Below are 26,577 nucleotides of genomic sequence, written 5' to 3'. Positions count from 1 at the left end.
CGCGAGGCGGCAGGCGATGGGGCGATGGTCGCCGCCAGTAGGTCAAGCAGATCGCGATTACAGCCACTGAACGATAAAACGCCACGGAGGACATCCGTGGCGTTTTGTTTTGTCCGCTCGGGAAGCCATTCGACTTCCCAATACAGTTTCGCCCGAAGGCGAATGCTGTACAGCTTACTGGCTTGCGCCCGATGCCGGAGCAGCAGCGGCTGCGTCCGAAGCGGCAGCACCTGCGTCCGAAGCAGCAGCCGTAGCCGAAGCAACAGCGTCGCTCGCAGCAGCAGCAACGCCCGATGCAGCAGCGGCTACGTCGGAAGCGGCAGCAGTAGCAGCCGACGCAGCCGTTGCTGCAGCATCGCTAGCTGCCGAGGCAGCCTGGTCGCTGCTCTTGTTGCATGCGGCGAGAGCCACAGCGGCCAACAAAGATGCTACGAGGAGGGATTTCTTCATGATCACGTCCTTTTATGGTTAAAGGTAAGCAACAGCGCAAAATATTACCGGTAATGTGCTCCAACACCGACCTGGGCCGCTGGTGGAGATGCACTTCATGCATGAGCGTGAATCTTCCCTACGGCTTGGGCGGAAATTATATGCACTTTCGTACAGACCGTCGACAAATCCGGGGTCAATACGTTGTCTTTCTCATACAAATTTTCAGAGTACGGTATTACAGGCGGACAGGCTCACGCAAGCTCGCCCACTTGCACCCAGCCCGCACAATACCACTCGTGTAGCAGTGCTGTCACCGATGAATCGCCTGAGAGTGTTACAAAGCGTTTCGCACTCAAAGATCGATTATCTGCGAATTCAGGCAGCCATTTTTTCACATTTGCCAGCGAGTTTTCTTCTCCATTCATGAAATATGCGCGACGATCGTATAGCAGGAGGGTCTTACGATCGAGGCGTACCCCCGACTTCGCTGCGAGCGCGATAAAACGCTGCTCGCTGACTGGCCGCGCGGGCGGGTCGAAAACGACCGACGGCTTGGGCTCGCTCAAGTAGGTGCCGAGAAACGACGCAATGTCGCGCTCGTCCCAGCGGATCTTCGCGAGGGTCTTGCTCACCTGTGCCACGAGCGCTGCAGGCAGTTCGCCGGGATGCTCGACGGCGGGCTGCTGCGGGTCGCGATACAGGTCGCCGGCGCGTCCCGAAGTCTGGCCCGATTCGGCGAGGTGATACAGGAATTGCGACGTGAGTTCGCCGTGCGACGGGGCGCGAAAGCCGATCGAACAGGTCATGCATTCGCCTTCGGCGATGCCGTCGTGGGCAAGATGCGGCGGCAGGTACAGCATGTCGCCGGGTTCGAGCAGCCATTCTTCATCGGGCTCGAAGTGCTCGAGGATTTTCAGCGGCGCGCCTTCTTGCAGCGACAGGTCCCGCTGCGCACCGATCCGCCAGCGACGCTTGCCGTGTACCTGCAGCAGGAACACATCGTAGGAATCGAAATGCGGACCGACGCCGCCGCCATCGGTTGCGTACGAGATCATCAGATCGTCGAGGCGGGCATCGGGAACGAAACGGAACCGGTCCAGCAGCGCACGCGCGCGATCGTCGTGCAGATCGACGCCCTGGACGAGCAGCGTCCACGCGCGCTGTTTGACGGACGGCAGTTCGTCCGGCTCGAATGGCCCGTGTTCCAGTTGCCACTTGTTACGAAAGTGTGTGATGAGACGCGCCTCTACATCGTCGAGCCCGGCGAGCTCGAAGAGCTCGTCGCGCGACAGCGGCGCGGCAATCTGCGGAATCGCCTGACGGATAAGCAGCGGCTTTTTCTGCCAGTACCGGCGCATAAATTGCGACGGACTCAGATTGCCGAGTAGTGGTGTCGGGCGATCGGGTGAAGGCGTGAGCGATTGCGATTCGGCACGGCGCGTGGTGGGCGATCCGGCACGAAGGCGGGGCACTGGAACAGCAGCCTCAGCCGTGCCGGCTGGGTGGTCAAGGGGGCGCCTCGGCATCGTATAATGTGGCTTGTATTCTGGAGAGTCGAATGAAAATCGTAAAGAACACCGTCGTATCTGTCGCGTACAAGCTATCGGATGCGCAGGGCAATCTGATTGAGGAAAACGACGAGCCGATGGTCTATCTGCACGGCGGCTATGATGGCACGTTCCCCAAGATCGAGAAAGAGCTCGACGGCCATGAACCGGGCTTCGCAACCGAGGTTCAGCTGGAACCGCAGGACGCATTCGGCGAGTACGACCCGGACCTCGTGAAGATCGAGCCGCGCACCCGCTTTCCCGAGCCGCTCGAAATCGGCATGCAGTTCGAAGGCACGCCGGAAGAAGGCGATGAAGATCTCGATTCGCTGATCTATACTGTCACGGACGTGGCGGAAGACAAGGTCGTGCTCGACGGCAATCATCCGCTCGCGGGCATGGCGCTGCGTTTTGCGCTGACCGTCAAGGAAGTGCGCCCCGCCACCGAAGACGAAATCCAGCACGAACACGCGCACGGCGCGGACGGCCTCGAAATCATCGATGAAGATGACGACGAAGACGCCGAAGGCAAATCAGGGCCCACGCTCCACTGAGCTTGCTGGTTGCGGTGGCGCCGGCGGTGCACTCGCCGCGCGATTTCCAGCGCTTTCATCGTCGGGTAACGACATTGCCGGTGCGCCCGGCGCCGGTACTTCAGGCATCGAAGGCACCATCGGCACCGCAGGTTCCTCGTCGTGCGATGGCATCTGCGGCACCGACGCCGGCAACGCCGGCAGATTTTTCGGTACGTCGCGAACCGTCACCCGGAACGGCGGTCGCCGCGCCAGATCCGCATCGATCTGAACCCACTGGTTGAGCCGGTCGCGTGGCGCGAATGCGATGCGCGTGAGGTTCGTCACCAGGGCGCCCTTGTCGTTGCGCAGCGGCTGATCGATCAGGAAGCCGCCTGCCAGCGGTTCGTTATTTTCGTGAATGACGAGCACCGGACCGCGAAAGATCTGCGCAAGCTTCACCAGACTCCGTTTGAATTCCAGAAAGCCATCGCGGCGCGGGTTGCGTCCAAAGCGCAGCCACGCGAACCGTTCCGGCCGTTCATAACGTTCCGGATCGGGATCGCCTTGAATGAATATGACGATCGCCCGCGCTTCGCGGCGTTTCGCATATTCCGCCGCGTGTTCCAGCCAGAAGCCGTTGGCGATGACGCGGTCTTCGAATTCCCCGTTGCGTCCGCCCGCGTTCAGATAATGATTGTTCGGGCTCGGTGCGTTCAAGCCGATAAATACCGTGTCGTCGATCTGCCAGCGGACGTTCTCGCGATACGGCCGAAAACGCGACACTTCGCTTTCGCGTGTGAGCGGAAGCGGATTCTGTCCCATCGACGAGCTTTCCGCGAACAGCGTCTGGCGCAACTGGTCGAGTCGTTCGACTGGATCGAAGCCGCCCGCCGAGGCGCCGCCGCAATCCATCCAGTCGTGCTGCCCCGGGATGAAGACCAGCGCCGGGCGTGCGGCTTCGAGCAATGCCTGGCGTCGCTCGTAAAGCGAGTCGCGGCATGCTTCCTTCGAGCTTTTCAGATTGCCGTCGTAGACGATGAACGACATCTGCGGATCGCGGCCGATCGCATCGATGAGTTTCTGCGTGGGCGCTTCGTCGGCGATGTCCTGCATGGTTCCGCCGATCACCGCGAACGAGTAGCGCGATGGCGCGGCGTTTGCCGCTGATGCCAGCGTCAAGCTGCAGACTGCAGCTAATGCCGCGGCAACGACGACGCGTGCGGCGTCGCTGCGACGCGCCTGCAAGAGCAGGCGCGGACAGGGAGCAAACCGCAGGTCAACGGTCCGCATCCGGCGGGGCGGCCAGTTCGCGCAATTCATACAGGAGATCGAGTGCGTCGCGCGGGCGCAGCTCGTTCGGATCGATCGCGCGCAAGCGCTCGACCAGCGCCTGGGTTGCCGGATCGACCGCCTGCGCGGGCGGCTCGTCGTCGTCGCGATCTTCAAGCATCGGCGCCGCGGCGAACAGGTCGAGCTGTGGCGCCGGCTGGCCCGCCGACTGCTGTTCGAGATGCGCAAGATGCTTGCGCGCAGCGCGGATCACCGCTGCGGGCACCCCTGCCAGCTGCGCGACCTGCAGCCCGTAGCTCTGGTTCGCGGGGCCTTCGTTGACGGCATGCAGAAACACGATGCCATGCCCGTGTTCCACCGCCGACAGATGCACGTTGGCGGCCTGCGGAAATTCGCCGGGCAGTTGCGTGAGCTCGAAGTAGTGCGTCGCGAACAGCGTATGGCAGCCGTTATGGGCGAGCAGATGCCGCGCGATCGCCCAGGCGAGCGCAAGGCCATCGAACGTCGACGTGCCGCGTCCGATTTCATCCATCAGCACGAGGCTTTGCGGTGTCGCGTCATTCAGGATCGCGGCCGCTTCCGTCATCTCCACCATGAAGGTCGAACGGCCGCCGGCCAGATCGTCGGCGGCGCCGATCCGCGTGAAGATGCGATCGATCGGCCCGAACATCGCGCGCCGCGCGGGCACATAGCTGCCGACATAGGCCATTAGTGCGATCAACGCGGTCTGTCGCATGAATGTCGACTTACCGCCCATGTTCGGGCCGGTGATCAGCAGCAGCTTGCGCTCGGGGCTCAGCGTGCAGTCGTTGGCGATGAACTGTTCGACCTGGGCTTCGACGACCGGGTGACGTCCCTGTTCGATCTCGATGCCGGCGGCTTCCGAGAAGGTCGGCGCGACCCAGTCGAGTGCACGCGCCCGTTCCGCGAAGGTGGCGAGCAGATCGAGCTCGGCGAGTGCCGAGGCGACCCGCTGGCAGTCCGCGATGAACGGCAGCAGCGCCTGCAGCAGCGCGTCGTAGAGCGAGCGCTCGCGGGCGAGAGCGCGTTCCTGCGCGGACAACGCCTTGTCTTCGAAGGTTTTCAGCTCGGGCGTGATGTAGCGCTCGGCGTTCTTCAGCGTCTGGCGCCGCCGATAGTCGTCGGGCACCTTGTCGGTCTGGCCGCGCGTGACTTCGATATAGAAGCCATGCACCTTGTTGTATTCGACGCGCAGGTTGCCGATGCCGGTGCGCGCACGTTCGCGCGTTTCGAGATCGATCAGGAACTGTCCGCAGTTCTCCGAGATATCGCGCAATTCGTCGAGTTCGGCATCGTAGCCGCGGGCGATCACACCGCCGTCGCGAACCATCGCCGCGGGCTCTTCCGCCACGGCCTGGCGCAACAGGTCGACGCAGGGCGCAGGGGGTTCCAGTGCGGCATCAATGCGAGCCAGCGACTCGGCGCCTGCCGTGACGGCCGCGAGCTGGGCACGCAGTTCGGGAAGCGCGATGAATGTGTCGCGCAGGCTGGACAGATCGCGTGGCCGCGCCGACAGCAACGCGAGCCGCCCGGTAATCCGCTCGATGTCGGAAATAGGTCGCAACGCACTGCGCAATGCGTCGACGCCCGCGCCTGGTGGTGCGTCGAGCAGTGCGCCGATTGCTTGCTGGCGCGCCTGGGCGATTGCTGCATGACGCGGCGGATGATGCAGCCAGTGACGCAGCAGCCGGCTACCCATCGTCGTGCAGCAGGTATCGAGCAGCGAGCACAGCGTCGGCGATTCAGTGCCACGCAGCGTTTCGGTGAGTTCGAGATTGCGACGCGTGGCCGGATCGAGCCCGATGTATTCCGATTCGTATTCGACCTTGAGACTGCGCACGTGGCGCAGTTGCTGGCCTTGGGTTGCCGCTGCGTAGAGCAGTAGCGCGCCCGCTGCGCCGCAGGCGCTCGACAGCGAATGCGCGCCGAAGCCTTCGAGGCTCGCCACACCGAGCTGGTCGCACAACCGCTGGGTGCCCGACACGGTATCGAAGTGCCAGACCGGCACGCGGGTTAGCGCACCGAAGCCGGCGGGTGGCGTCCATGCGTTGGCGTCGGCGCCGGTATCGGCAACGAGGATTTCGGCGGGACGGATACGTTCGAGCGCGGTTGCCGCCTGATCGGGGGCGATTTCGGCGAGCCGCAGTGCGCCGCTTGCCAGATTGAGCCACGCAAGGCCGAGACCGGTCGCGACGCCGCGCCGGTTGTGACCGACACACACGGCGAGCAGGTAGACATCGTTCTTGTCGGAGAGCAGGGCGGCGTCGGTGAGCGTGCCGGGTGTGACGACGCGCACGACCTTGCGTTCGACCGGGCCCTTCGACGTGGCCGGATCGCCGATCTGTTCGCAGATTGCGACCGACTCGCCGAGCTTCACGAGCTTCGCGAGATATTGCTCGACGGCGTGATAGGGCACGCCGGCCATCTTGATCGGATTGCCCGCCGATGCGCCGCGCTGCGTCAGCGTCAGATCGAGCAGGCGCGACGCCTTCTCGGCATCGTCGAAGAAGAGTTCGTAGAAATCGCCCATCCGGTAGAACACGAGCGTGCCGGGATGTTCCGACTTGATGCGCAGGTACTGCTGCATCATTGGTGTGTGCTGTGCCGCTTCGCTGGCTTTGGCGTCGACTGCTGCGATTTGAGTGCCCATCCTCGGTATCTTTCTTGCGTGAGTGTTCAGGGCGTGAGTTTAACTCGCCGCGTCGGCGGCGGGGACCTGGCCGGACGGCCGGTTGCGGTGCCTGTACCGCTTACGTTGGTTGTTCCGGCTTTCGCCTGTTCCTGCGGACAAACGTATGCTCACTCGCCGATCAACGCCCGCATATCCGTGCGCCGCGCGTTTGCCACACTGCGCCGTTTAGCGAGCCAGATCATCACAGTGATGAACGAACCGAATACGACGATGATCCATTGCACCGGCATCTTCGCCGTGAGCAACAACGCGTAGGCGCCGAGCATCAGTAGCACGGCGAGATTCTGGTTGAAGTTCTGCACCGCGATGGAATGCCCCGCCGACAGCAGCGTTGCCCCGCGATGCTGCAACAGCGCGTTCATCGGCACGATGAAAAAGCCCGCGAGCGCACCGAGCAGGATCATTAGCGGATAGGCGAACACGATGTAGAGCGGCGCGATGAACGGACCCACGCGGATCCCGCTGCCGAGCGGAAAGAGCCCCTTGCTGTAGAACGCCATCGCGATCGCGACGAGACCGGTCAATATGCCGATGGGCAGCACACGCAGCGAACCGCGCAACGGAATCCACGCGGCGGCCGCCGCGGCACCGACCGCAATGCCGAGACCGGTGACACCCTGCATGACCGCGGCCTTCGACAGCGACAAGCCAAGGTTCACGTCGGCCCATTTCAGTACGAGCAGTTGCAGCGTCACGGCGCCGCCCCACATCAGGGTCGTCACCCACAGCGCGATCTGCGCGAGCTTGTCCGCCCACAACACGTTGAAGCACCGCACGAAATCGCCGACCAGTTTGCGCGGCTCCTTGAGCCGGTTCGGATAACGCGCGCCGGTGTCGGGAATGCCGAAGTTGATGGCCGCGGCGATCGCATACGTAACCATGACGGCGAACATCGCGAGGTCCGCAGCGGAGTGAATCAGCAGGAGATGCGCGTGCGCGACGAAATTAATCGCGTAGTTGCTGATCAGTGCGCCGCCGAGCATCGTGCCGACGATCGTCGACAGCACGGTGGCCGACTCGAGCCAGGCGTTCGCCGCGATCAGGCGGTCGGGCGGCAGCAGCTCCGTCAGAATGCCGTACTTCGCCGGCGAGTAAGCAGCCGCTCCGAAGCCGACCACGCCGTACGCGATCATCGGATGCACGCCGCCGATCATCAGCAGGCAACCAATCGCTTTCAGCGCGTTCGAGAAGAACATCACGTGGCGCTTTTGCAGCGCATCGGCGAACGCGCCGACGAACGGCGCGAGCAGCACGTACGAGATCGTGAAGAAGATCTGCAGCAGCGGCGTGATCCATGCGGGCGACTGGATCACGGTCAGCAGTGCGATCGCCGCGATCAACAGCGCGTTGTCCGCCAGCGACGACACGAACTGCGCCGCGATGATCGTGTAAAAGCCTTTTTTCATGAACCGGATTGGAACACAGCGCGAGAGAGTGTGTGCGCGGCGCAGCGGGCCGGGAACGACCGCCGCAACCGGTTAGCGCGCGGCACAGCGTAGCGTGACTTGCATGGCGACGAGCCGTTGCACCCGCCGCGCATAACAAAAAGGCGGCCGCAGCCGCCTTGCTATGTGTGGCGCGTCAGGCCGCCTGTTGCTTCGTGCGGCTATGGCGCGACAGGATCGGCACCATCTGCGCGTACAGCTTCGGATTGCCCGCGACGATCTCGCCGATGTGCAGGAAGTCCGAGTCGCCGGTGTAGTTGCCGACCAGACCACCCGCTTCGGTGATCAGCAGGCTGCCCGCAGCCATATCCCAGGCGTTGATGCCCTGTTCGAAGAAGCCGTCGAGCCGGCCGGCGGCCACGTTCGCGAGATCGAGCGCGGCGGCGCCCGGGCGACGCAGGCCCGCGCAGGCTTTGGTCATTTCCTCGAACAGGTTGCTGTATGCGCCGAGACCTTCCTTGTCGCGGAACGGAAAGCCGGTGCCGATCAGTCCGTCGGCGAGGCGGTCACGACGGCCGACGCGGATGCGGCGGTCGTTCAGGAACGCGCCGCGGCCGCGCGAGGCGGTGAAGAGGTCGTTGCGGGTCGGATCGTAGACGACGGCCTGCGTGACGATGCCCTTGTGCGCAAGCGCGATGGACACGCAGTAATACTGGAAGCCGTGGATGAAGTTCGTGGTGCCGTCGAGCGGATCGATGATCCACTCGTACTCGGATTCGTTGTCCGAGCGGCCGGATTCTTCGGCGAGGATGGCGTGATCGGGGTAGGCGGTCTTCAGCGTGTCGATGATCGCTGCTTCGGCGGCCTTGTCGACCTCCGTGACGAAATCGTTGTGCTGTTTCTTGCTGACCTGAACCAGATCGAGGTCGAGCGATGCGCGGTTGATGATCTGTCCGGCGCGACGTGCGGCCTTGACAGCGATGTTGAGCATGGGATGCATGAGACTGGATCCTTTGTGCCGGTGCAGTGCCAGCTGCAAACCGGAATCGACGAAAAGCGGGCAAAAGCCAGCTGGAAACAACCCGGAACGCGGATTTGGCGCGCGTTCCAGCCACGGAGACGAATTGAAGAAGAGCGGGGCGCACGTTCGAAGACGGCGCGAATAGGCGTGATTTTACCCGACTCTCGATGGTTTCGCCGCATGCTCCGACCGGCAGGCACATTGACAATGGTTGGGATCGCCTTCTATTGGCGCTACCATAGCCGCTTTCCAGCTTCCCCCGCGCCGACCGCCATCGTGGCCCAATTCCCCGTTTCCTCTTCACGTTCCCACACCGCGTCGGGCACCGCCGACCCTGGCGGCCCGGTACGCGGCGGCTTCACGTCGACGCGCTTCGTACTGGTCGAGCCGAGCCATCCCGGCAATGTCGGTGCGGCCGCGCGCGCGCTGAAAACGATGGGCTTCTCGCGGCTCGTGCTGGTTGCGCCGCGCGTGGCGCACGTGCAGTCCGATCCGGAGGCGATCGCGATGGCAAGTGGCGCCGACGATGTGCTCGCGTCGGCGCACGTCGTGCCCACGCTCGCCGATGCGCTGAATGGCGTGCAATGGTCGGTGGCGTTGACCGCGCGGGCCCGCGAGTACGGCCCGCCGCAATTGGCGCCGCGCGCAGCGGCGAGCGCGGCACGCGAGCATGCGGCAAGCGGCGACATCGCGCTCGTGTTCGGCAACGAGCGCACCGGTCTCTCGAACGAGGACGTCGAGCGTTGCAGTGCGCTCGCGCATATTCCTGCCAACCCCGCTTACAGTTCGCTGAATCTCGCGCAGGCGATTCAGGTGCTGTCGTATGAGTTGCGCATCGCCTACCTCGGCGACGCGGCCGCCGTGGGAGCGGCTGCGATCGGCGCGGCCGGCGTGCCGGCGGAGGATGCCAGCCCGCGTGCCGCCAGCGACGAAATCGAACGCATGTATGTGCACCTCGAGAACGCGCTGATCGCCCTTGAGTTTCTCGATCCCGCGAACCCGAAAAAGCTGATGTCGCGTCTGCGGAGGTTGTTCGCCCGCTCGGGCCTCGAGCGCGAAGAGGTGAACATCGTGCGCGGCATCGCCAAGCACATCCTGCTGAAAGCGAAAGCGCCGGGCGGCGAGTAGTTCGCGTAGCGGCTCTCTATCGGCCATCGGCCGACCTTGCCGGCCGAGTGGGCTTCCTGCAGGTTTGGCACAATCGCCCTACAATCCCCGAAAACGTTCTAAGCAAAGCTGCCGGTTCGATAACCGGCAGCTGTCGTTTGCCTTCACCGTATCGGCCGGGGAGGCGGGCGGTCCCCTCTCACCAACGCGTTATTGCCATGTTCACGAGACTTCGCGAAGACATCGCCACGATCCGCGAGCGCGATCCCGCCGCACGCAGCGCCTGGGAGGTGCTCACGTGTTATCCGGGCTTGCATGCCATCGTGCTGCATCGGTTCGCACATGCATGCTGGCGCGTCAAACGTCGCTGGCTCGCGCGCTGTGTGTCGCAGTTCGGACGTTTCCTGACCGGCATTGAAATCCACCCCGGCGCGACGATCGGCCGGCGCGTCTTCATCGATCACGGCATGGGTGTCGTGATCGGCGAGACCGCCGAAGTCGGCGATGACTGCACGATCTATCAGGGTGTGACGCTCGGCGGTACGTCGCTCACGCGGGGTGCGAAGCGTCACCCGACGCTCGGGCGCGGTGTGATCGTCGGTGCGGGCGCGAAAGTGCTGGGCGGCTTCGTGATTGGCGACGATGCGAAGATCGGTTCGAACGCCGTCGTCGTGAAGCCGGTGCCGGCGGGTGGCACTGCGGTCGGCAATCCGGCGCGTGTGATTGCTCCTGCGGCACCTGTTGCTGCACGCATCGATACGGCTATCGATGCCGACGGTGCGCCGGTGCGTGCGGCGTTCAGCGCCTACGGCATCGCGCCGAACGCCGACGATCCGGTTTCGTTGGCGATCCACGGTTTGATCGATCATGCCGCGACGCAGACCCAACGGGTCGACGAGATCGTTGCGGCGCTCGAGCGGCTCGGCACGCGTATCGAGGCTTTGCATGGCGCCGATGCGACGCTGCTCGGTCTGCGGCGCTTATCGGCTGCGCTGGAAGGCGAGGAAATCGACGGCGGTTGAAGCGCTGGCGACCGACCGAACGCCTGTGCAGGCACGCGTGACCCGTGCCGCCGCGGCGCTGCTCAATCGAGCGGCAGCGCCCTGAATCCTTCGGCATCGACGCGTAGATAACCGCCGCGTCGTTCGCCGTGATCGAGATCCCAGTCGGGTAAAACCCAACGTGTGCCGCCGGTTTCCTGATGGCGCGCGGGACGATGCGTGTGACCGTGAATCATCCAGGTCGTCCCGGTTTTCATGAACAGTGCCTCGACGCCTTTGCGCGTCACGTCGTAGCGCGGCGAGGCGGGTCGCGTGCGGCCTGCTTCGCTTTTAGAGCGCATGCGCTCGGCGAGCCCCTGGCGCCATCTGAACGGCCACGCGAGAAACAGCATCTGCGCAAAGCGGTTGCGAGCGAGCCGACGAAACCACTGATACCCATGATCCGCCGTGCACAACGCATCGCCGTGCGCGAGCACGACGCGCGTGCCGAACGCGGTGATCGCGATCGGGTCGGGCAGCCAGATTGCGCCTGCCGCTTTCATGAAGCGCTTGCCCAGCAGGAAATCGCGATTGCCATGCATGATGTAGAGCGCGATGCCGCGCTCCGACAGCGTGTGCATCAGCGCGGCCATGTGGGCTGCGAACGGTTCGGCAAGCATGTCGTCGCCGATCCAGTACTCGAACAGATCGCCGAGAATAAATACCGAGTCGGCCTGGTTCGCCGTAACCTGGATGAAATGCTCGAAAGCCGCGACCGTGCGCGGGATCGCCGCGCTCAGATGAAGATCAGAGAGAAACAAAAACGGGCGTGCGGCGTGCGGGCGTTTGCCCTCGCCAGGCACGCCCGCAGCGGCGCTTCGCAGCGGCGTTTCTTGCAGCATCGAAGTTGTGCCTGATAGTTGCAGCAGTACGCGGCAGGGTGACCTGTTACCGGTTACTCGGCGATGACGGCTTTTTCGATGATCACGTCGTCGGCGGGCACGTCCTGATGAAAGCCCTTCGAACCGGTCTTGACCTTCTTGATCTTCTCGACGATGTCGAGACCGTCGACGACCTTGCCGAACACCGCGTAACCCCAGCCTTGCGGCGTCGGCGACGAGTGGTTCAGGAAGTCGTTGTCGTTCACGTTGATGAAGAACTGGGCGGTCGCCGAGTGCGGGTCGTTCGTGCGCGCCATGGCGATCGAACCGTTGACGTTCTTCAGGCCGTTGTTCGCTTCGTTGACGATCGGCGCTTCCGTCGGCTTTTGCTTCATGCCCGGCTCGAAGCCGCCGCCCTGGATCATGAAGCCGTCGATCACGCGATGGAACACCGTGTTGTCGTAGTGACCGGCCTTCACGTAGTTCAGGAAATTCTCGACCGATTTCGGTGCTTTTTCCGCGTCCAGTTCGAGTTTGATGACGCCGTGATTCGTATGCAGTTCGACCATGATGGCAACCTTTGAAGTTCAGGATTAAGTGGAAAGCGCGGCACTCGCGGCAATCGGGCCGCGCGGTGCCGCGCCGGCAGCGATGGGTTATGTTAGCGCGCCGTTTCGCTGCGTGTACCGGCGCGGCTCGATGCGTAACTGATTGCTTATTTGCCGACGATCGTCGCCGACTCGATCACGATCTGCTTTTGCGGCACGTTGGCCATTTCGCCGCGCGAGGTCGTAGGCGTGCCTTCGATCTTCTTCACGACGTCCATGCCCGACGTCACCTTGCCGAATACCGCATAGCCGTTGCCATCCGGGTTTGGATAGTCGAGGCCGGCGTTGTCGACGGTGTTGATGAAGAACTGTGCGGTTGCCGAATCGGGGTCGCCCGTGCGCGCCATCGAGATCGTGCCGGTTGCGTTTTTCAGACCGCTACGGCTTTCGAGCTGAATCGGCGCGCGCGTCGGCTTTTCAGCGTAGCTGGTCGTGTAGCCGCCGCCTTGGATCATGAAGCCCGGAATCACGCGATGGAAGATCGTGCCGTTGTACTGGCCGGCCTTCACGTAGTCGAGAAAATTCGCGACCGTCTTCGGTGCTTTCTCCGGATACAGCTCGACGCGGATGTCGCCTTGCGACGTCTTGAACAGCACGGACGGATGCGCTGCCTGCGTTGCCGTTTGCGCGAATGCGGGTGCGTTTGCGATCAGGGCGGCGCTGCCGAGCGCCAGCATCAACCATTTCATGAGGATCCTCGGAGTGAAAAAAACGTAAAGGGCGAATTGTGGGGCGAACTTCGCCGGCACGGGCCGACGCTCTCGAACGCCGGATTATTGTGAAGGCGCAACGTACGGCGGTGTGGCCAGCGAACCGCTCGGGCCGCCGAACTGGAAGCTCGGCGTGTTGGTGATGTTGGCCGTGGCGCGGTTCGTGTAATCGTCGACTACCGCGGCTTTGCGTGTGGGCTTCGCCTCGGTTTTGGGCGGCGCAACAATCTTCTGGATGTCTGCAAGACGCTGCTGCGTCATCGCACTCGCGTGGCCGAGGCCCTGCGCGCGCAGATACGCCGCATTGGCGAGACGCAGATACAGGTCGCCGAGATTTTCGTAGGCGAGGCCGTAACCCGGATTGACCTTCGTCGCTGTTTCAAGTGCGGCGCGCGCTTCGTCGTAGCGACCATGCTTCGCATACAGCGCGGCCAGATTGTTGTACGGCTCGGGAAGCTCGGGGTAGATCTGCGTGAGCTCAATGAAGGCAGCGATGGCTTCGTCGTCGCGGTTCAGACGGGCGAGTACCGTGGCACGTTTGAACTTTGCCTGAGCATCGCGCGGATTCGACGCGATACGTGCGTCGAGTTGCTTGAGCGCCTGAGTCCAGTTCTTCTGCTCGATCGACGTATCGATCTCCGGCGTGCCGTCACGCACAGCCGGTCCTTGCGGTAGTTGACTGGCCTTCTGGGCATGCGCGGCGACGCCGGGCAAAAGCGTGAGCGCGAGGCCGAAAATGGCTGTCGCGGTGAGGGTCGCAGCGCTATGCGCGCGGCCGCTGGAAGGTTTCATAGGCTCAGGTCTGGGTGTTATACTCCGACCCATTCTAACAAAAGGTCTGCGCGTTCCGTTGAACCTCAGACTGTCTTTTCGTCACTCGTGGTCGTCTCCGCGTTGTTGGCAGCCTGACCGCCGCACCAGGTGCACCGGTTTGCTGCTCGAAGTGCTGCAGCGTATGAAGCCCGTGCAGGAGTCTGTGACTCACCGGACCAGCCTGCGGGAAATGCAACGCGGATTTCCTTCGACCCACGCACCGTCTCTATGGAATCACTGCGCATCTACAACACGCTCGCGCGTGACAAGCAATCTTTCGTGCCGCTTCGGGAAGGCGTCGTGCGAATGTACGTCTGCGGCATGACGGTGTACGACTATTGTCACATCGGTCATGCGCGGGTCATGGTCGTGTTCGACATCGTGCAGCGCTGGCTGCGCACGCTCGGCTATGACGTCACCTATGTCCGCAACATCACCGACATCGACGACAAGATCATCAAACGGGCGGTCGAGAACGGCGAGAGCATCAAGTCGCTGACCGACCGCTTCATCGCGGCGCTGCACGAAGATGCGGACGCACTCGGCATCGAGCGGCCCGATCACGAACCGCGCGCAACCGATTACATTCCGCAGATGCTCGGTCTGATCGAGAAGCTCGAAGCGAACGGCTATGCGTACCAGGCGTCCGATGGCGACGTCAACTATGCGGTGCGCAAGTTCGCGAACTACGGGAAGCTGTCGGGCAAGTCGCTCGAAGACCTGCGCGCGGGCGAACGCGTCGCGGCGAACGACGCGAAACAGGATCCACTCGATTTCGTGCTGTGGAAGCAGGCGAAGCCCGACGAACCCGCCGACACCGGCTGGGATTCGAAGTACGGCCGCGGCCGGCCGGGCTGGCACATCGAATGCTCCGCGATGGGCTGCACGCTGCTCGGCGACCACTTCGACATTCACGGCGGTGGTCAGGACCTGCAGTTTCCGCACCATGAAAACGAAATTGCCCAGAGCGAAGGCGCGACTGGGCAAACTTTCGTCAACTACTGGATGCACAACGGCTATGTGCAGATCGACAATGAGAAGATGTCGAAGTCGCTCGGCAATTTCTTTACGATCCGTGAGGTGCTCGCGCAGTACGATGCCGAAGTAGTGCGTTTTTTTATCGCGCGTGCACACTACCGGTCACCGCTCAATTACAGCGATACGCATATCGACGATGCCCGCAGCGCACTGACGCGTTTGTATACCGCATTGAAAGATGTGACACCTCACGCGTCTGACCTAGACTGGAACGAAGCACACGCGCAGCGGTTTCGCGCAGCGATGAACGACGACTTCAATACGCCGGTCGCCGTGTCGGTGCTGTTCGAACTGGCGAGCGAAGTCAATCGCACGCGCAACGCTTTGCTTGCACGGCAATTGCAGGGTCTCGCGCGGGTGATCGGCCTGCTTGGCCGCGAGCCGCGTGCGTACCTGCAGCAGGCGAACGGCAGCACAGGCGACGCTGCGCTCGACGCAGCGACGATCGAAACACGGATCGCCGCGCGCGTTGCCGCGAAGCAGGCGAAGGATTATGCCGAAGCAGACCGGATCCGGGCTGAATTGCTCGAAGCCGGAATTGCACTTGAAGACAAACCAGGCGGGTTGACTGAGTGGCGGCGCGTGTGAGCGCTTCCCGCACTTCCCTCTGATCGACTCGCCAGGCAGGAGGCAGGATGGCAACGGCCACGAAGACGCAGGCCAGACGGACCGCGTCTAAGACAGGCGCGGCACCGGTAGCAAAAACGACGCGTGCGCGAGGCAGCAGCGCTCGCGCGCTGCAAGGTGCATCGAAGGTAGCGACCACAGCTGCGAATGGCGCGGTGCATGCGCGCACGGGCGCGGTCGCGGCAAAGAAGATGGCCGTGAAGCGCTCCCCTGGTGCGCTCAACGGCGACGCATCGCGGACACCGAAAGTCCTGAAAGGATCGGCGCGTGCGAAGCAAGTGCGCGCCGGCAGCAACGGCGGTGTCAAAAGCAATGGCGCATTGCCCGAGGCGCTCGCGGGCGACGTCCAGGCACGCGAACTGGACGCGTCGCGCGATGGCGAAATCACTGTCGTGCGCAAGTCGCAGGTCGTGTCGGATCCCGAAGCCGGGCCGGTGCAGATCGACGGGCTCACGCCCGAAGCGACGCGACCCGCATACTGGGACAAGGCGTGCGCCGATCTGGTGAAGCGCGACCGCATCCTCAAGAAACTGATTCCGAAATTCGGCCCCGTGCACCTGCTGTCGCGCGGCGATCCGTTCGTCACGCTCGCGCGTTCGGTGGTCGGCCAGCAGGTTTCGGTTGCTGCCGCGCAGGCTGCATGGCAACGGGTCGAGAGCGCGTGCCCCAAACTGGTACCGCAGCAGTTCATCAAGCTCGGCCAGGAGAAGCTTCTTGCATGCGGACTGTCGAAGCGCAAGACCGAATATATTCTCGATCTCGCCCAGCACTTTGTGTCTGGTGCGCTGCACGTCGGCAAGTGGACATCGATGGAAGACGAGGCGGTGATCGCGGAGCTTACGCAGATTCGCGGCATCGGCCGCTGGACCGCGGAGATGTTCCTGATCTTCAACCTGTCGCGCCCCGATGTGCTGCCGCTCGACGATCTCGGTTTGATCCGCGCGATCAGCGTCAACTATTTCAGCGGCGAACCCGTCACGCGCAGCGAAGCACGCGAGGTTGCGGCGAACTGGGAGCCGTGGCGTACCGTGGCGACCTGGTATATGTGGCGTAGCCTCGATCCGCTAACCGTCGACTACTGACTGTACAAGCGACACCCGTAAACTATCGGTTCTAAGGTTTGATAGTTGCGAGGTCGCTTCGAGAACGGCGCGCGCGGTTAGAATACGCGCTGCCGGTAAGTCCAAGGATCCCACCAATGAAGACCACCTTTCTGGATTTCGAGCAGCCGATCGCGGAACTCGAAGCGAAAATCGAAGAGTTGCGCTTCGTGCAGGATGACTCGGCCGTCGACATTTCGGAAGAGATCGATCGGCTGTCGAAGAAAAGCCAGCAGCTGACGAAAGATCTGTATGCGAATCTGTCGCCCTGGCAGGTCTCGCAGATCGCGCGGCATCCACAGCGCCCTTATACGCTCGATTACGTCAACGAGCTGTTCACCGACTTCCACGAATTGCACGGCGACCGCTCGTACGCGGACGACCTGTCGATCGTCGGTGGCCTCGCGCGCTTCAACGGTCAGGCGTGCATGGTGATCGGCCAGCAGAAGGGCCGCGATACGAAGGAGCGCGCCGCGCGCAACTTCGGTATGCCGCGCCCGGAAGGTTATCGTAAGGCCGAGCGTCTGATGCGCGTCGCGGAAAAATTCGGTCTGCCCATTTTCACGTTCATCGATACGCCGGGTGCCTATCCGGGCATCGGCGCGGAAGAGCGCGGCCAGTCGGAAGCGATCGGCCGCAATCTGTACGTGATGGCAGAACTGAAGGTGCCGCTCATCGCGACGATCATCGGTGAGGGCGGTTCGGGCGGTGCGCTCGCAATCGCTGTCGGCGACAGCGTGCTGATGCTGCAATTCTCGACCTACTCGGTGATCTCGCCGGAAGGCTGCGCGTCGATTCTCTGGAAGAGCGCGGCCAAGGCACCGGAAGCCGCCGAAGCACTGGGTCTGACCGCGCACCGGTTGAAGGCGCTCGGTCTGATCGACAAGATCGTCAACGAACCGCTCGGCGGCGCGCATCGCGATCCAAAAGGCATGGCTGCGTTGTTGCGTCGCGCGCTTGCCGATTCGCTGCGGCAGTTCCAGGGCATGAGCACGCAGGATCTTCGCGAGCGCCGTTTCGACCGGCTGATGGCGTACGGCAAGTTCAAGGAAACGACACCGAGCGCGTAAGCGCTGTGCCGGCGGTTTTGCTTCGGCCATCCGGCGCACTTTGCCTTTCATCTTTTGCGCGGTGATCCACCGTGACAACTTCTTCCGAAACGTCCGCCGACCGCCTCGTCCTCGAGGCCGTCGGTGCGGCGTCAGCCACGCTTGCCGACGACGCGCGTATTGCAGTCGCGTTTAGCGGCGGCCTCGATTCGACAGTTCTTCTCGACGCAACAGTGCGCGTGGCGGGTGCGGCGCGCTGCGTGGCATTGCATGTCCATCACGGGTTAAGCGCGCATGCGGATGCGTGGCTCGCACACTGCGCGGCGTTTGCGGCTGCGCGCGGAGTCGAGTTTGCGCATCGGCGCGTCGAGGTGGCACGCGATGCCGGTACCGGCATCGAAGCCGCAGCGCGCGATGCGCGCTATCGCGCGCTCGATGCGTTGTGCACGACGCATGGCGCACGCGCGCTGTGGCTCGCGCAGCACGCCGACGATCAGGCCGAAACGGTGCTGCTGCAACTGCTGCGCGGCGCGGGGCTCGCGGGGCTCGCCGCGATGGCGCCCGAGCGGTTGCCGGCCGGCGCTGCGGCACCGCGCGTGCGGCCGCTGCTGCATCTGCTGCGCGCGCAGCTCGAGCAATATGCGCGGGCGCATACGCTGCATTGGATCGACGACGAATCGAATGCGGATACACGCTATGCGCGCAACGCGTTGCGTCACGAGGTGCTGCCTACGCTCGCTGTGCACTTTCCCGGCTTTCGCGACGCGCTGTCGCGCACGGCGGCGCATGCCGCATCGGCTCAACGCCTGCTCGACGAACTGGCGCGCCTCGATCTGCGCGAGGTCGCGCAGGACGATGGGCGTGCGTTGTCGCGCGCAGCGTTGCTCGTACTCGATGACGAACGTGCGCTGAATCTGCTGCGCTACTGGATGCGTGCGCAAGGACTGCCGGCTGCATCGACGGCACGCCTTGCGGATGCGCTGCGTCAACTGCGCACCGTCGGCGACGATCACGGGCTGCGCGTCGATCACGCGGGGCAGGCGTTGCGCGTGTACCGCGACGATGTGTACTGGGAAGCCGGCGACAGCCTGGACCCCGCCGATGCGCCAGACGGTGCCGCGCTCGTACTGCGCGCCACAGTCGAATTCCGGTGGCGCGGCGAGGCGGTATGGCGTCTGCTGCCATGGCGCGGCACTTTCGTGTTCACGGAAAGTCACGCCGACGACCCGGACGCCGTTCCCGCAACGGCACTCGCACACTGGCCGCTGAGCGCGCGTTCGCGGGCTGGCGGCGAGCGCATGCGCGTAACGGTACGCGGACCTGCGCGTACATTGAAGAACCTGTTCCAGGAGCGTGGCGTACCGTCGTGGAAGCGTGACGTGCCGCTGCTTTTCGCCGGCGACGAACTGCTCTTCGTGCCGCTACTCGGCGTGAACCGCGCCGCGTTCGCGCCGGCGATGGAGCAGCCAGGGGAACGTTACTGGCGGATCGAGTGGCGCGAGGATCTGACGATCGCCTGACGACGCGAACGAGGGCGCAACGGCCGCTCGGTCGTAGCGATCGATGCACACCGTTTGCCGCGGCGGGGCCACTCGTTGCCGACCGGTCGGTCGGGCCATACAGGGCGTACATAGGGTTGAAACACGGACTGGCCGGGATCCACGGTTTTCCCGCAAATCCTTTCTACGTAAGCCTTTGCGGCACGGATTACCGGGTTGTCGGCTTGTCTTTTTGCGTCCAATCGGGTAGGGTTACTCGTTTGCCCGGCCTGTCTTCGCCGTTTTTCGCGCTACGTTTTATTCGCTGCCGCTGGTTGCTCGTGGTTTTTTCCATGCCCCGGCGTCGCGATACCACGTCAGACCATCAACGGTGATGCAGGTCACAGCGGGCAAATCCGCGCGCGTTGCTCCGCGCCGCCACATACTTCGCTGTCGTTCCCGAACGTTTGCTTGTTGTGCGGCCGTCTCCAACGTGCCCGACGCGGTTTCTTCCTCTGTTCAGAACGACAATGGCACTCATCGTACATAAATACGGCGGTACTTCGATGGGCTCGGTCGAGCGCATCAAGAATGTCGCGAAGCGCGTCGCGAAATGGCATAAGGCCGGCCACAAGATGGTCGTCGTGCCTTCCGCGATGTCCGGCGAAACCAACCGCCTGCTCGGTCTCGCGAAAGAGATTTCGCCGCAGCCGAGCCCGCGTGAACTCGACATGATCGCGTCGACCGGCGAGCAGGTCAGCGTCGGTCTTCTGACCATCGCGCTGCACGAAGCAGGCGTCGATGCAGTCAGCTACACCGGCTGGCAAGTGCCGGTCAAAACCGATAGCGCATTCACGAAGGCACGTATCCACGACATCGATGGCGAGCGTGTGCTGAACGACCTCGCCGCCGGCAAGGTGGTCGTGATCACGGGCTTTCAGGGCATCGATCCCGATGGCCACATCACGACGCTTGGCCGTGGTGGTTCGGATACGTCGGCGGTTGCAGTGGCCGCGGCGCTGAAAGCCGACGAATGTTTGATCTATACGGACGTCGACGGTGTCTATACGACCGACCCGCGCGTGGTCGAAGAAGCGCGCCGGCTCGACCGCGTGACCTTCGAGGAAATGCTGGAGATGGCGAGCCTCGGCTCGAAGGTGCTGCAGACCCGCTCGGTGGAATTTGCCGGCAAGTTTCAGGTCAAGACGCGTGTGCTGTCCAGCCTGACCGATCCGCTGACGCCGCTCGAAGCCGAAATGTCGTCGGGCACCCTGATCACTTTTGAAGAAGACGAGACCATGGAAAAAGCAGTCATCTCGGGCATTGCATTCCAGCGCGACGAAGCCCGCATCGCGGTAATGGGTGTACCCGACAAGCCGGGTATCGCCTATCAGATTCTCGGCCCGGTGGCGGACGCGAACATCGACGTCGATATGATCATCCAGAACCAGAGCGTGCAGGGCAAGACCGACTTCACGTTCACGGTCGGTCGCGGCGACTATCAACGCGCGATGGATATCCTCACGGGGCAGGTGCAGGGCCACGTGAGCGCTGAGAAGGTGCTGGGCGATCCGAAGGTGTCGAAGGTATCGGTGGTCGGCGTCGGTATGCGCTCGCACGTCGGTATCGCGAGCACGGCGTTTCGCACGCTGTCGGAAGAGGGCATCAACATCCAGATGATCTCCACCTCCGAAATCAAGATCTCGATGCTGATCGACGAAAAGTACATGGAGCTCGCGGTACGCGCGCTTCACAAGGCTTTCGAACTCGATCACGCGTAAGACCCGGCATCTGCCGGTGCGGAATCGCGCGAAGCAGGCTGGGGTGTGACACTGCAGTGACTGCAGTCACGCTTCAGCTTATAAAAAGTGCGTTCTGAAAATTGACCTCGATCGGCGAACCCGCTATTATCTTGGCTTCGTCGCGCTGCCTCCCTGGCGCGAGCGAAAGTTTGGGAGACGTGGCCGAGAGGTCGAAGGCACTCCCCTGCTAAGGGAGCATCTGGGCCAAAACCTGGATCGAGGGTTCGAATCCCTCCGTCTCCGCCAGCAATGGTGGCGAAACCCCGTAGAGTCTCGGCTCTGCGGGGTTTTTGTTTTGACGGACGGTTTTTGGGGTTCGGCTGATATCGCTGCAATCGATCTTGTTCAGTACTACACACACTCCATCGTAGTAATGCTGGCCCCTGGATGCTCACTCGCCTCGAGTGGCTGAAGGGGCGGGCAGCGGATCAGTACCTTCGCCAAGAATTGCGAGGTAACGGCGATAAGCAAAGACACGGCCGCGTCGACGGCCAGTTACTTCCTCGACTACTTCAAGCCGTTGCAGGTCAGCGAGCGCTGCATTGATCGTGGGCGCGGTAAGGCCAGTGCGATCGACCAGGATGTTGGAGGTGAGAAACGGATTTTGCTGCAATAAATCATGAACTCGCAGAGCCGATCCCGCACGTTCACTTTCAGCTGTGATCCGCTCACGATCCTCTTTGAAGAGAGCAATAATCCGCGTGGCCGCATCAAAAGCTTGATTGGCTGTCTCGGCGACGCCATCGAGAAAGAATTCAAGCCAGGCCTCCCAGGCACCACGCTCGCGTACTTCCTGCAGGAGCCTGTAGTAATCGGCGCGGTGCGTTTTGAGGTAAAGGCTCAGGTAAAGCAGCGGTGAGCGTAGCACCCCATGCGTATTCAAGAAGAGAGTGACGAGGAGCCGGCCGATGCGTCCGTTACCATCGAGAAACGGGTGAATGCTCTCGAACTGTACGTGGAGTAGACCTGCCTTGAGCAGGGCAGGCAGACGTGAACGGTCCTCATGCATGAATCGCTCAAGTGCATCGAGGCACGCATCGAGCTCGTTGACGGGTGGCGGCACATATAAGGCGTTCCCCGGCCGTGTTCCGCCGATCCAGTTTTGCGATCTCCTGAATTCGCCGGGGCTCGCCGCGCCGCCGCGGCCATTTCGCAGCAGACGAGCATGCATTTCACGAATCAGCCGTAGAGAAAGCGGTAGCGTTTGAAGACGATCCAACCCATACATCATCGCGTCCACGTAATTTGACACTTCGCGGACGTCATCGATTGGCTGGCCGGCCTGCGCTTCGGTTTCAAAGCGAAGAAGGTCTGTCAGGGTTGATTGGGTGCCTTCAATCTGGGACGAGAGCACGGCCTCTTTACGCACGTACATGTAAAGGAAGAGCTCCTGGCGGGGGAGGAGCATCGTGATGCCGTCCAATCGCCCCAACGCTCGCTCGGCGAGACTCAACCTGTCGAGCAGGGCCAGAATATCGATAGGTGGTTCGGGCGGCAGAGGTGGCGGAACGAAGGCGCGCACGACCTCACCGCCAGCCGTAGTGTCGGCGAAGCGCCCAAGCCGGGTATGTGTCAGATTCTCGTTAGCCATCAACAAATTATGGCCGCGGGTCCTTATTTAAACAAGTGGCCTTTCGTTTAAATAGGAATGAGGCTTAGGTAAGCGGGCTTAAATAGCGTATCGATGTGGTGCCAGGACGGTGGATGCCTTGACTGAGCGGGCTGTCAGCGGGTTTTCCGATGTGGCCGTATTCCACAATATGGGGGAACGGCGTTGGTTGAAGCTGGGAGGGAGTAGGGGCCTCTGCGCCCGGTTCACTCAATGGCAAGACGAGGCGTTGTCGAGAGTTCGGTCTGCTGCATGGTTCAGTTACCTGGCAATACCAGGTATCGGCCAGACATCGACCAGACATCGCCGGATGAAACCAACCCATCCCACTCGAACGCACGACAGAAATCGCGACCGATTGCCCGCTGTCGCGTACCGCGGCAAACGCATTTGTATCGACTCCATGACGCCACTCCGAGATGTGTAACGAGACGTTACTCGCGGCTTCCGTGAGCGATTTGTTGCATCAGTTATTACAAACTCGAAATATGCGGCAAGCCTCCCTGCGCTATAGTCGAGTCAACAAAACATGTCTCCAGAAGAGGTGAACCTATGAAGTCCGCACGTCTTGTTACGCTGGTGATCGGGGCATTGGCCATTGGCGCATCGAGCGCAGCAATGGCTCACGTGGACATCGGCCTGAACATCGGCATCCCCGCGCCGGTTTATGCCGCGCCGGCGCCTGTTTATGCGCCGCCGCCGGTCGTGTATCAACCGGCGCCGGTGTACGGTGCGCCCGTCTATGGCGCCCCTGTCTACGGTGGTCCGGCGATCGTGATCGGCTGGCACGGCGACCGCTACTGGGATGGCCGCCGCTACTGGGGCCGCGATGAATGGAATCGTCGTCGTGGGCCGGGACGCTGGGACCACGGTGGTGGCCGCTGGGACCACGGCAACGGCCGCTGGCACTAAGCCGCCGCGCGTCGACACGCCAGCAAACGCGCAAAAGGCGCGCAAAAAAAACCGCCCAACCAGGGCGGTTTTTTTATGGTTGCGCGAGCAACGTCCGGAAGACCAGCTTACTCCGCCACGACAGCCATGCCGCCCACCACGGCGTTAAAGCCGCTGTCGACATGCACGATCTCGGCCGTCACCCCAGCCGCGAGATCCGACAACAGGAACGCCGCGGTATTGCCGACCTGTTCGATCGTGACATTGCGCCGTAGCGGCGCGTTGCCCTCGACGAATTCGAGAATCTTGCCGAAGCCCTTGATGCCGCTCGCGGCCAGCGTCTTGATTGGACCTGCCGAAATCCCGTTCACCCGCACACCCTTCGCACCGAGCGAGACGGCAAGATAACGCACGCTGGCTTCGAGCGAGGCCTTCGCGAGCCCCATCGTGTTGTAGTTCGGAATTGCGCGTTCGGCGCCGAGATACGACAGCGTGAGCAACGCCGCATCCTGCGAGAGCATCGGCAGCGCGGCTTTGGCGAGCGCCGGGAAACTGTAGGCGGAGATGTCGTGCGCGATGCGGAAGTTTTCGCGCGTCATGCCGTCGAGGAAGTCGCCGGCAATCGCTTCACGCGGGGCAAAGCCGATCGAGTGGACGAGGCCGTCGAGACTATCCCAACGCGTCTTCAATGAAGCGAACAGCGCGTCAATCTGCGCATCGTCGGCGACGTCGCAGGGGAACACGAGATCGCTGCCGAACTCGCTGGCGAATTCGGTGATACGGTCCTTGAAGCGGTCGCCGACATAGGTGAACGCGAGTTCCGCGCCTTCGCGTTTGCATGCCTGCGCAATGCCGTATGCGATCGAACGGTTCGACAGCAAGCCGGTCAGCAGGATTCGTTTACCAGCGAGAAAGCCCATGAATGCTCCTGATGAAGTCAGCGCGCATCACACGAGGCATGCGTGAGGCGCGCAGGATTTTGGGTAGAATTCTCTCACATTGCCACTGCCTCCCGATTAGCAAGGCCCTTATGACAACTGGTTCGCGATGGATTGACGCGCCTCGTGCAGGCTGGCGCGCCGTAGTTCGAATGCTGTCGCGGGTTCGTTGTCAGTTATCGAAGCACGGGTTGGCGCGCCGGCCGACGTTGCGGCCAGCAGCCTTCATTTGGGTGTGCGGCACGTTGCTCGCCTCGTTGTTGCCCGCGCTTCCTGCACATGCGGTCTATGCGATCGCGCAATACGGCGAACCGAAGTATCCAGCGGATTTCAAGCATTTCGACTATGTGAATCCGGACGCGCCGAAGGGCGGCACGCTCGTGATGGCGAACCCGGACCGCCGGACCAGCTTCGACAAGTTCAACCCGTTCACGATGCGCGGCACTGCGGCGCCGGGCATCGATATGCTGTTCGAAGCGCTGACGATAGGCAGCGCCGACGAGCCGGCGTCCGCTTACGGCCTGCTCGCCGACGACATCCGCATCGCCCCGACCGTCTGTCGACGACTTTCCATATCAACCCGCGCGCGCATTTCTCGAACGGCGATCCCGTCACGGCCGCCGACGTCAAGTTTTCGTTCGACATGCTGAAAAGCCCGCAGGCTTCGCCTGCGCTGGCCGCCTATTTCACCGACATCACGCGCGCGGTCGTGGTCGATCCGGCCACCATCCGCTTCGAGTTCCGCCAACCGAACCGCGAGCTGCCGATGCTCGCGGGCAGCATCCCGGTGTTTTCGCAGAAGTGGGGCTTGAAGCCGGACGGCTCGCGCGTGCCGTTCGATCAGCTGGCGTTTGAGCAGCCGATCGGCAGCGCGCCCTATGTCATCGAAAGCTACGAGAACGGCCGCACGATTACCTACAAACGCGATCCGAACTACTGGGGCGCGGCGTTGCCGGTGCGCGTCGGCACCAACAATTTCGATCGCCTCGTCTACAAGCTGTACTCGGATCCGGTGGTGCGGGTCGAAGCATTCAAGGCTGGCGAGTACGACGCGTACGTCGAGAACGTCGCACGCAACTGGGTGCGCGGGATAGTCGGCAAGAAGTTCGATAGCGGCGAGCTGATCAAGCATGAGTTCGAGCAGCACAACGGCGTCGGTATGCAGGGCTTCCTTCTCAACCTGCGACGGCCGCTCTTCCAGGATGTGCGGGTACGCAAGGCGCTTGACCTGGCGTTCGACTTCGAATGGCTGGATAGCCGGCTTTTTTATAGCCAGTACACGCGTATCGACAGCTTCTTCTCGAATACCGATCTGAAAGCGACCGGGCTGCCGTCGCCAGGCGAGCTTGCGCTCCTCAACCCGTGGCGCGCACAGCTCGACCCGGCCGTGTTCGGGCCGCCACCGCTGCAGCCCGACACCGACCCACCCGGTTCGCTGCGCGCGAATCTGCTGCAGGCGCGTGCACTGCTCGCGCAGGCAGGCTGGACTTACCGGAACGGTGCATTGCGTAACGCCCAGGGACAACCGTTCTCGTTCGAGATTCTCGACGACTCGGGTTCGGCGCAATCGATGGAACCGATCGTCGCGACGTATGTTCGCAATCTGCAGAAGCTCGGCATCGAAGCGAAGTTTCGCGCGGTCGACTTCGCGCTGTATCAGAAGCGGCTCGACGCCTTCGACTACGATATGACGAGCCTCCGCTATCCCGACGTTCAACTGCCGGGCTCCGAACAGATCGACCGGTTCAGCAGCAAGGCAGCCGGCGAGCCCGGATCAGGCAATCTGATCGGCCTGCGTTCGCCGGCCGTCGATGCGATCCTGCATACGCTCGTAAAGGCACAGACACGCGAGCAGCTCGTCGATGCAACTCATGCGCTCGACCGCGTCCTGATGCATGGCTACTATGTGGTGCCGCAATGGTATAGCGCGGTGCACCGCGTCGCCTTCAGACGCGGACTCGCATGGCCGAAGACGCTGCCGCTGTACTATCAGGCAAACGACTGGATCACCTCGACGTGGTGGTTCGTACCGCACTGACCCGC

The 26,577-nt window shown here is 62.7% G+C and carries 21 protein-coding genes, 1 tRNA gene and 1 pseudogene; 11 read left to right on the top strand and 12 right to left on the bottom strand.

The features are described from left to right. Nucleotides 1-174: 174 nt before the first annotated feature. Nucleotides 175-450 (bottom strand): hypothetical protein, encoded by a 276-nt coding sequence (locus FNZ07_RS25085; RefSeq protein WP_091014068.1) that lies wholly within the window; start codon nucleotides 448-450, stop codon nucleotides 175-177. A 233-nt stretch (nucleotides 451-683) separates the two neighbouring features. Further along, complete coding sequence (locus tag FNZ07_RS25075) at nucleotides 684-1,958, bottom strand: cupin domain-containing protein (protein ID WP_091014064.1); 1,275 nt, start codon at nucleotides 1,956-1,958, stop codon at nucleotides 684-686. Nucleotides 1,959-1,990: 32 nt separating this feature from the next. Between FNZ07_RS25075 and FNZ07_RS25070 the strand changes: the two genes are divergently transcribed. Then, nucleotides 1,991-2,533 carry an FKBP-type peptidyl-prolyl cis-trans isomerase gene (locus FNZ07_RS25070; RefSeq protein WP_091014061.1) on the top strand — a complete coding sequence of 181 codons (543 nt, stop codon included), beginning with the start codon at nucleotides 1,991-1,993 and terminating at the stop codon, nucleotides 2,531-2,533. Here FNZ07_RS25070 and FNZ07_RS25065 read toward each other — a convergent pair. From FNZ07_RS25065 to FNZ07_RS25050, 4 genes are all read right to left on the bottom strand, one after another. Further along, nucleotides 2,513-3,784 carry a hypothetical protein gene (locus FNZ07_RS25065; RefSeq protein WP_245811523.1) on the bottom strand — a complete coding sequence of 424 codons (1,272 nt, stop codon included), beginning with the start codon at nucleotides 3,782-3,784 and terminating at the stop codon, nucleotides 2,513-2,515. The genes FNZ07_RS25070 and FNZ07_RS25065 overlap by 21 nt on opposite strands. Beyond that, nucleotides 3,771-6,455 (bottom strand): DNA mismatch repair protein MutS, encoded by a 2,685-nt coding sequence (gene mutS / locus FNZ07_RS25060; RefSeq protein WP_091014055.1) that lies wholly within the window; start codon nucleotides 6,453-6,455, stop codon nucleotides 3,771-3,773. The genes FNZ07_RS25065 and mutS overlap by 14 nt, the downstream gene beginning before the upstream one ends. A gap of 149 nt (nucleotides 6,456-6,604) precedes the next feature. Then, a complete protein-coding gene (gene lplT, locus FNZ07_RS25055) occupies nucleotides 6,605-7,903 on the bottom strand; it encodes a lysophospholipid transporter LplT (protein ID WP_091014052.1) in 1,299 nt (432 codons plus the stop codon). A gap of 175 nt (nucleotides 7,904-8,078) precedes the next feature. Beyond that, complete coding sequence (locus FNZ07_RS25050; protein ID WP_091014046.1) at nucleotides 8,079-8,882, bottom strand: inositol monophosphatase family protein; 804 nt, start codon at nucleotides 8,880-8,882, stop codon at nucleotides 8,079-8,081. A gap of 297 nt (nucleotides 8,883-9,179) precedes the next feature. Here FNZ07_RS25050 and FNZ07_RS25045 point away from each other — a divergent pair, with 297 nt between their 5' ends. Both FNZ07_RS25045 and cysE read left to right on the top strand, forming a co-directional pair. Further along, complete coding sequence (locus tag FNZ07_RS25045; protein WP_091014042.1) at nucleotides 9,180-10,031, top strand: RNA methyltransferase; 852 nt, start codon at nucleotides 9,180-9,182, stop codon at nucleotides 10,029-10,031. A 197-nt stretch (nucleotides 10,032-10,228) separates the two neighbouring features. Beyond that, a complete protein-coding gene (cysE, locus tag FNZ07_RS25040) occupies nucleotides 10,229-11,032 on the top strand; it encodes a serine O-acetyltransferase (RefSeq protein ID WP_091014037.1) in 804 nt (267 codons plus the stop codon). 62 nt (nucleotides 11,033-11,094) lie between these two features. On the opposite strand, the gene FNZ07_RS25035 is transcribed toward cysE, so the two are convergent. From FNZ07_RS25035 to FNZ07_RS25020, 4 genes are all read right to left on the bottom strand, one after another. After that, nucleotides 11,095-11,892: a UDP-2,3-diacylglucosamine diphosphatase gene (locus FNZ07_RS25035; protein WP_091014033.1), complete on the bottom strand. Its 798-nt coding sequence runs from the start codon at nucleotides 11,890-11,892 to the stop codon at nucleotides 11,095-11,097. 53 nt (nucleotides 11,893-11,945) lie between these two features. After that, nucleotides 11,946-12,440 carry a peptidylprolyl isomerase gene (locus FNZ07_RS25030; RefSeq protein WP_091014029.1) on the bottom strand — a complete coding sequence of 165 codons (495 nt, stop codon included), beginning with the start codon at nucleotides 12,438-12,440 and terminating at the stop codon, nucleotides 11,946-11,948. 146 nt (nucleotides 12,441-12,586) lie between these two features. Continuing rightward, nucleotides 12,587-13,168, bottom strand: a complete 582-nt coding sequence (locus FNZ07_RS25025) for a peptidylprolyl isomerase (protein ID WP_091014026.1) — start codon at nucleotides 13,166-13,168, stop codon at nucleotides 12,587-12,589. Between the two features lie 84 nt (nucleotides 13,169-13,252). Further along, the gene (locus FNZ07_RS25020) at nucleotides 13,253-13,981 is read right to left on the bottom strand and encodes a tetratricopeptide repeat protein (RefSeq protein WP_091014023.1); all 729 of its coding nucleotides are present in this window, start codon (nucleotides 13,979-13,981) and stop codon (nucleotides 13,253-13,255) included. A 249-nt stretch (nucleotides 13,982-14,230) separates the two neighbouring features. Here FNZ07_RS25020 and cysS point away from each other — a divergent pair, with 249 nt between their 5' ends. The 6 genes from cysS (at nucleotide 14,231) to FNZ07_RS24990 (ending at nucleotide 21,342) form a co-directional block, all read left to right on the top strand. Beyond that, nucleotides 14,231-15,628: a cysteine--tRNA ligase gene (gene cysS / locus FNZ07_RS25015; protein ID WP_091014018.1), complete on the top strand. Its 1,398-nt coding sequence runs from the start codon at nucleotides 14,231-14,233 to the stop codon at nucleotides 15,626-15,628. 47 nt (nucleotides 15,629-15,675) lie between these two features. After that, a complete protein-coding gene (locus FNZ07_RS25010) occupies nucleotides 15,676-16,749 on the top strand; it encodes a DNA-3-methyladenine glycosylase family protein (RefSeq protein WP_091014014.1) in 1,074 nt (357 codons plus the stop codon). 116 nt (nucleotides 16,750-16,865) lie between these two features. Beyond that, complete coding sequence (locus FNZ07_RS25005; RefSeq protein ID WP_091014011.1) at nucleotides 16,866-17,837, top strand: acetyl-CoA carboxylase carboxyltransferase subunit alpha; 972 nt, start codon at nucleotides 16,866-16,868, stop codon at nucleotides 17,835-17,837. 71 nt (nucleotides 17,838-17,908) lie between these two features. Further along, the gene (gene tilS, locus FNZ07_RS25000) at nucleotides 17,909-19,336 is read left to right on the top strand and encodes a tRNA lysidine(34) synthetase TilS (RefSeq protein WP_091014008.1); all 1,428 of its coding nucleotides are present in this window, start codon (nucleotides 17,909-17,911) and stop codon (nucleotides 19,334-19,336) included. Between the two features lie 488 nt (nucleotides 19,337-19,824). Beyond that, nucleotides 19,825-21,075 (top strand): aspartate kinase, encoded by a 1,251-nt coding sequence (locus FNZ07_RS24995; RefSeq protein ID WP_091014003.1) that lies wholly within the window; start codon nucleotides 19,825-19,827, stop codon nucleotides 21,073-21,075. A gap of 173 nt (nucleotides 21,076-21,248) precedes the next feature. Continuing rightward, nucleotides 21,249-21,342, top strand: a tRNA-Ser gene (locus FNZ07_RS24990). A gap of 145 nt (nucleotides 21,343-21,487) precedes the next feature. Here FNZ07_RS24990 and FNZ07_RS24985 read toward each other — a convergent pair. Then, nucleotides 21,488-22,687: a Fic family protein gene (locus tag FNZ07_RS24985; protein WP_091014000.1), complete on the bottom strand. Its 1,200-nt coding sequence runs from the start codon at nucleotides 22,685-22,687 to the stop codon at nucleotides 21,488-21,490. Nucleotides 22,688-23,257: 570 nt separating this feature from the next. Between FNZ07_RS24985 and FNZ07_RS24980 the strand changes: the two genes are divergently transcribed. Then, the gene (locus FNZ07_RS24980; protein ID WP_091013998.1) at nucleotides 23,258-23,617 is read left to right on the top strand and encodes a hypothetical protein; all 360 of its coding nucleotides are present in this window, start codon (nucleotides 23,258-23,260) and stop codon (nucleotides 23,615-23,617) included. A gap of 107 nt (nucleotides 23,618-23,724) precedes the next feature. Here the strand turns inward: FNZ07_RS24980 and fabI are convergent, their stop codons facing one another. Next, nucleotides 23,725-24,516, bottom strand: coding sequence for an enoyl-ACP reductase FabI (gene fabI / locus FNZ07_RS24975; protein ID WP_091013995.1), 792 nt, complete (start codon nucleotides 24,514-24,516; stop codon nucleotides 23,725-23,727). Nucleotides 24,517-24,626: 110 nt separating this feature from the next. Here fabI and FNZ07_RS24970 point away from each other — a divergent pair. Beyond that, nucleotides 24,627-26,572: pseudogene (locus FNZ07_RS24970) on the top strand (extracellular solute-binding protein). Nucleotides 26,573-26,577 lie beyond the last annotated feature (5 nt).

The organism is Paraburkholderia megapolitana, from assembly GCF_007556815.1.
Lineage (GTDB): Bacteria > Pseudomonadota > Gammaproteobacteria > Burkholderiales > Burkholderiaceae > Paraburkholderia > Paraburkholderia megapolitana.
The sequence above is the reverse complement of the archived record's forward strand: the minus strand, read 5'-3'. Positions and strand labels throughout refer to the sequence as shown.

Bases quoted from the DNA above. Each gene is read 5' to 3' on its own strand.
- FNZ07_RS25025 (WP_091014026.1), bottom strand. From the start codon at position 13,168: ATGAAATGGTTGATGCTGGCGCTCGGCAGCGCCGCCCTGATCGCAAAC.
- FNZ07_RS24985 (WP_091014000.1), bottom strand. From the start codon at position 22,687: ATGGCTAACGAGAATCTGACACATACCCGGCTTGGGCGCTTCGCCGAC.
- FNZ07_RS24980 (WP_091013998.1), top strand. From the start codon at position 23,258: ATGAAGTCCGCACGTCTTGTTACGCTGGTGATCGGGGCATTGGCCATT.
- mutS (WP_091014055.1), bottom strand. From the start codon at position 6,455: ATGGGCACTCAAATCGCAGCAGTCGACGCCAAAGCCAGCGAAGCGGCA.
- FNZ07_RS25020 (WP_091014023.1), bottom strand. From the start codon at position 13,981: ATGAAACCTTCCAGCGGCCGCGCGCATAGCGCTGCGACCCTCACCGCG.
- FNZ07_RS25070 (WP_091014061.1), top strand. From the start codon at position 1,991: ATGAAAATCGTAAAGAACACCGTCGTATCTGTCGCGTACAAGCTATCG.
- cysS (WP_091014018.1), top strand. From the start codon at position 14,231: ATGGAATCACTGCGCATCTACAACACGCTCGCGCGTGACAAGCAATCT.
- cysE (WP_091014037.1), top strand. From the start codon at position 10,229: ATGTTCACGAGACTTCGCGAAGACATCGCCACGATCCGCGAGCGCGAT.
- FNZ07_RS25005 (WP_091014011.1), top strand. From the start codon at position 16,866: ATGAAGACCACCTTTCTGGATTTCGAGCAGCCGATCGCGGAACTCGAA.
- FNZ07_RS25075 (WP_091014064.1), bottom strand. From the start codon at position 1,958: ATGCCGAGGCGCCCCCTTGACCACCCAGCCGGCACGGCTGAGGCTGCT.
- FNZ07_RS25050 (WP_091014046.1), bottom strand. From the start codon at position 8,882: ATGCATCCCATGCTCAACATCGCTGTCAAGGCCGCACGTCGCGCCGGA.
- FNZ07_RS25035 (WP_091014033.1), bottom strand. From the start codon at position 11,892: ATGCTGCAAGAAACGCCGCTGCGAAGCGCCGCTGCGGGCGTGCCTGGC.
- FNZ07_RS25030 (WP_091014029.1), bottom strand. From the start codon at position 12,440: ATGGTCGAACTGCATACGAATCACGGCGTCATCAAACTCGAACTGGAC.
- FNZ07_RS25085 (WP_091014068.1), bottom strand. From the start codon at position 450: ATGAAGAAATCCCTCCTCGTAGCATCTTTGTTGGCCGCTGTGGCTCTC.
- fabI (WP_091013995.1), bottom strand. From the start codon at position 24,516: ATGGGCTTTCTCGCTGGTAAACGAATCCTGCTGACCGGCTTGCTGTCG.
- FNZ07_RS25010 (WP_091014014.1), top strand. From the start codon at position 15,676: ATGGCAACGGCCACGAAGACGCAGGCCAGACGGACCGCGTCTAAGACA.
- FNZ07_RS25065 (WP_245811523.1), bottom strand. From the start codon at position 3,784: ATGCGGACCGTTGACCTGCGGTTTGCTCCCTGTCCGCGCCTGCTCTTG.
- lplT (WP_091014052.1), bottom strand. From the start codon at position 7,903: ATGAAAAAAGGCTTTTACACGATCATCGCGGCGCAGTTCGTGTCGTCG.
- FNZ07_RS24995 (WP_091014003.1), top strand. From the start codon at position 19,825: ATGGCACTCATCGTACATAAATACGGCGGTACTTCGATGGGCTCGGTC.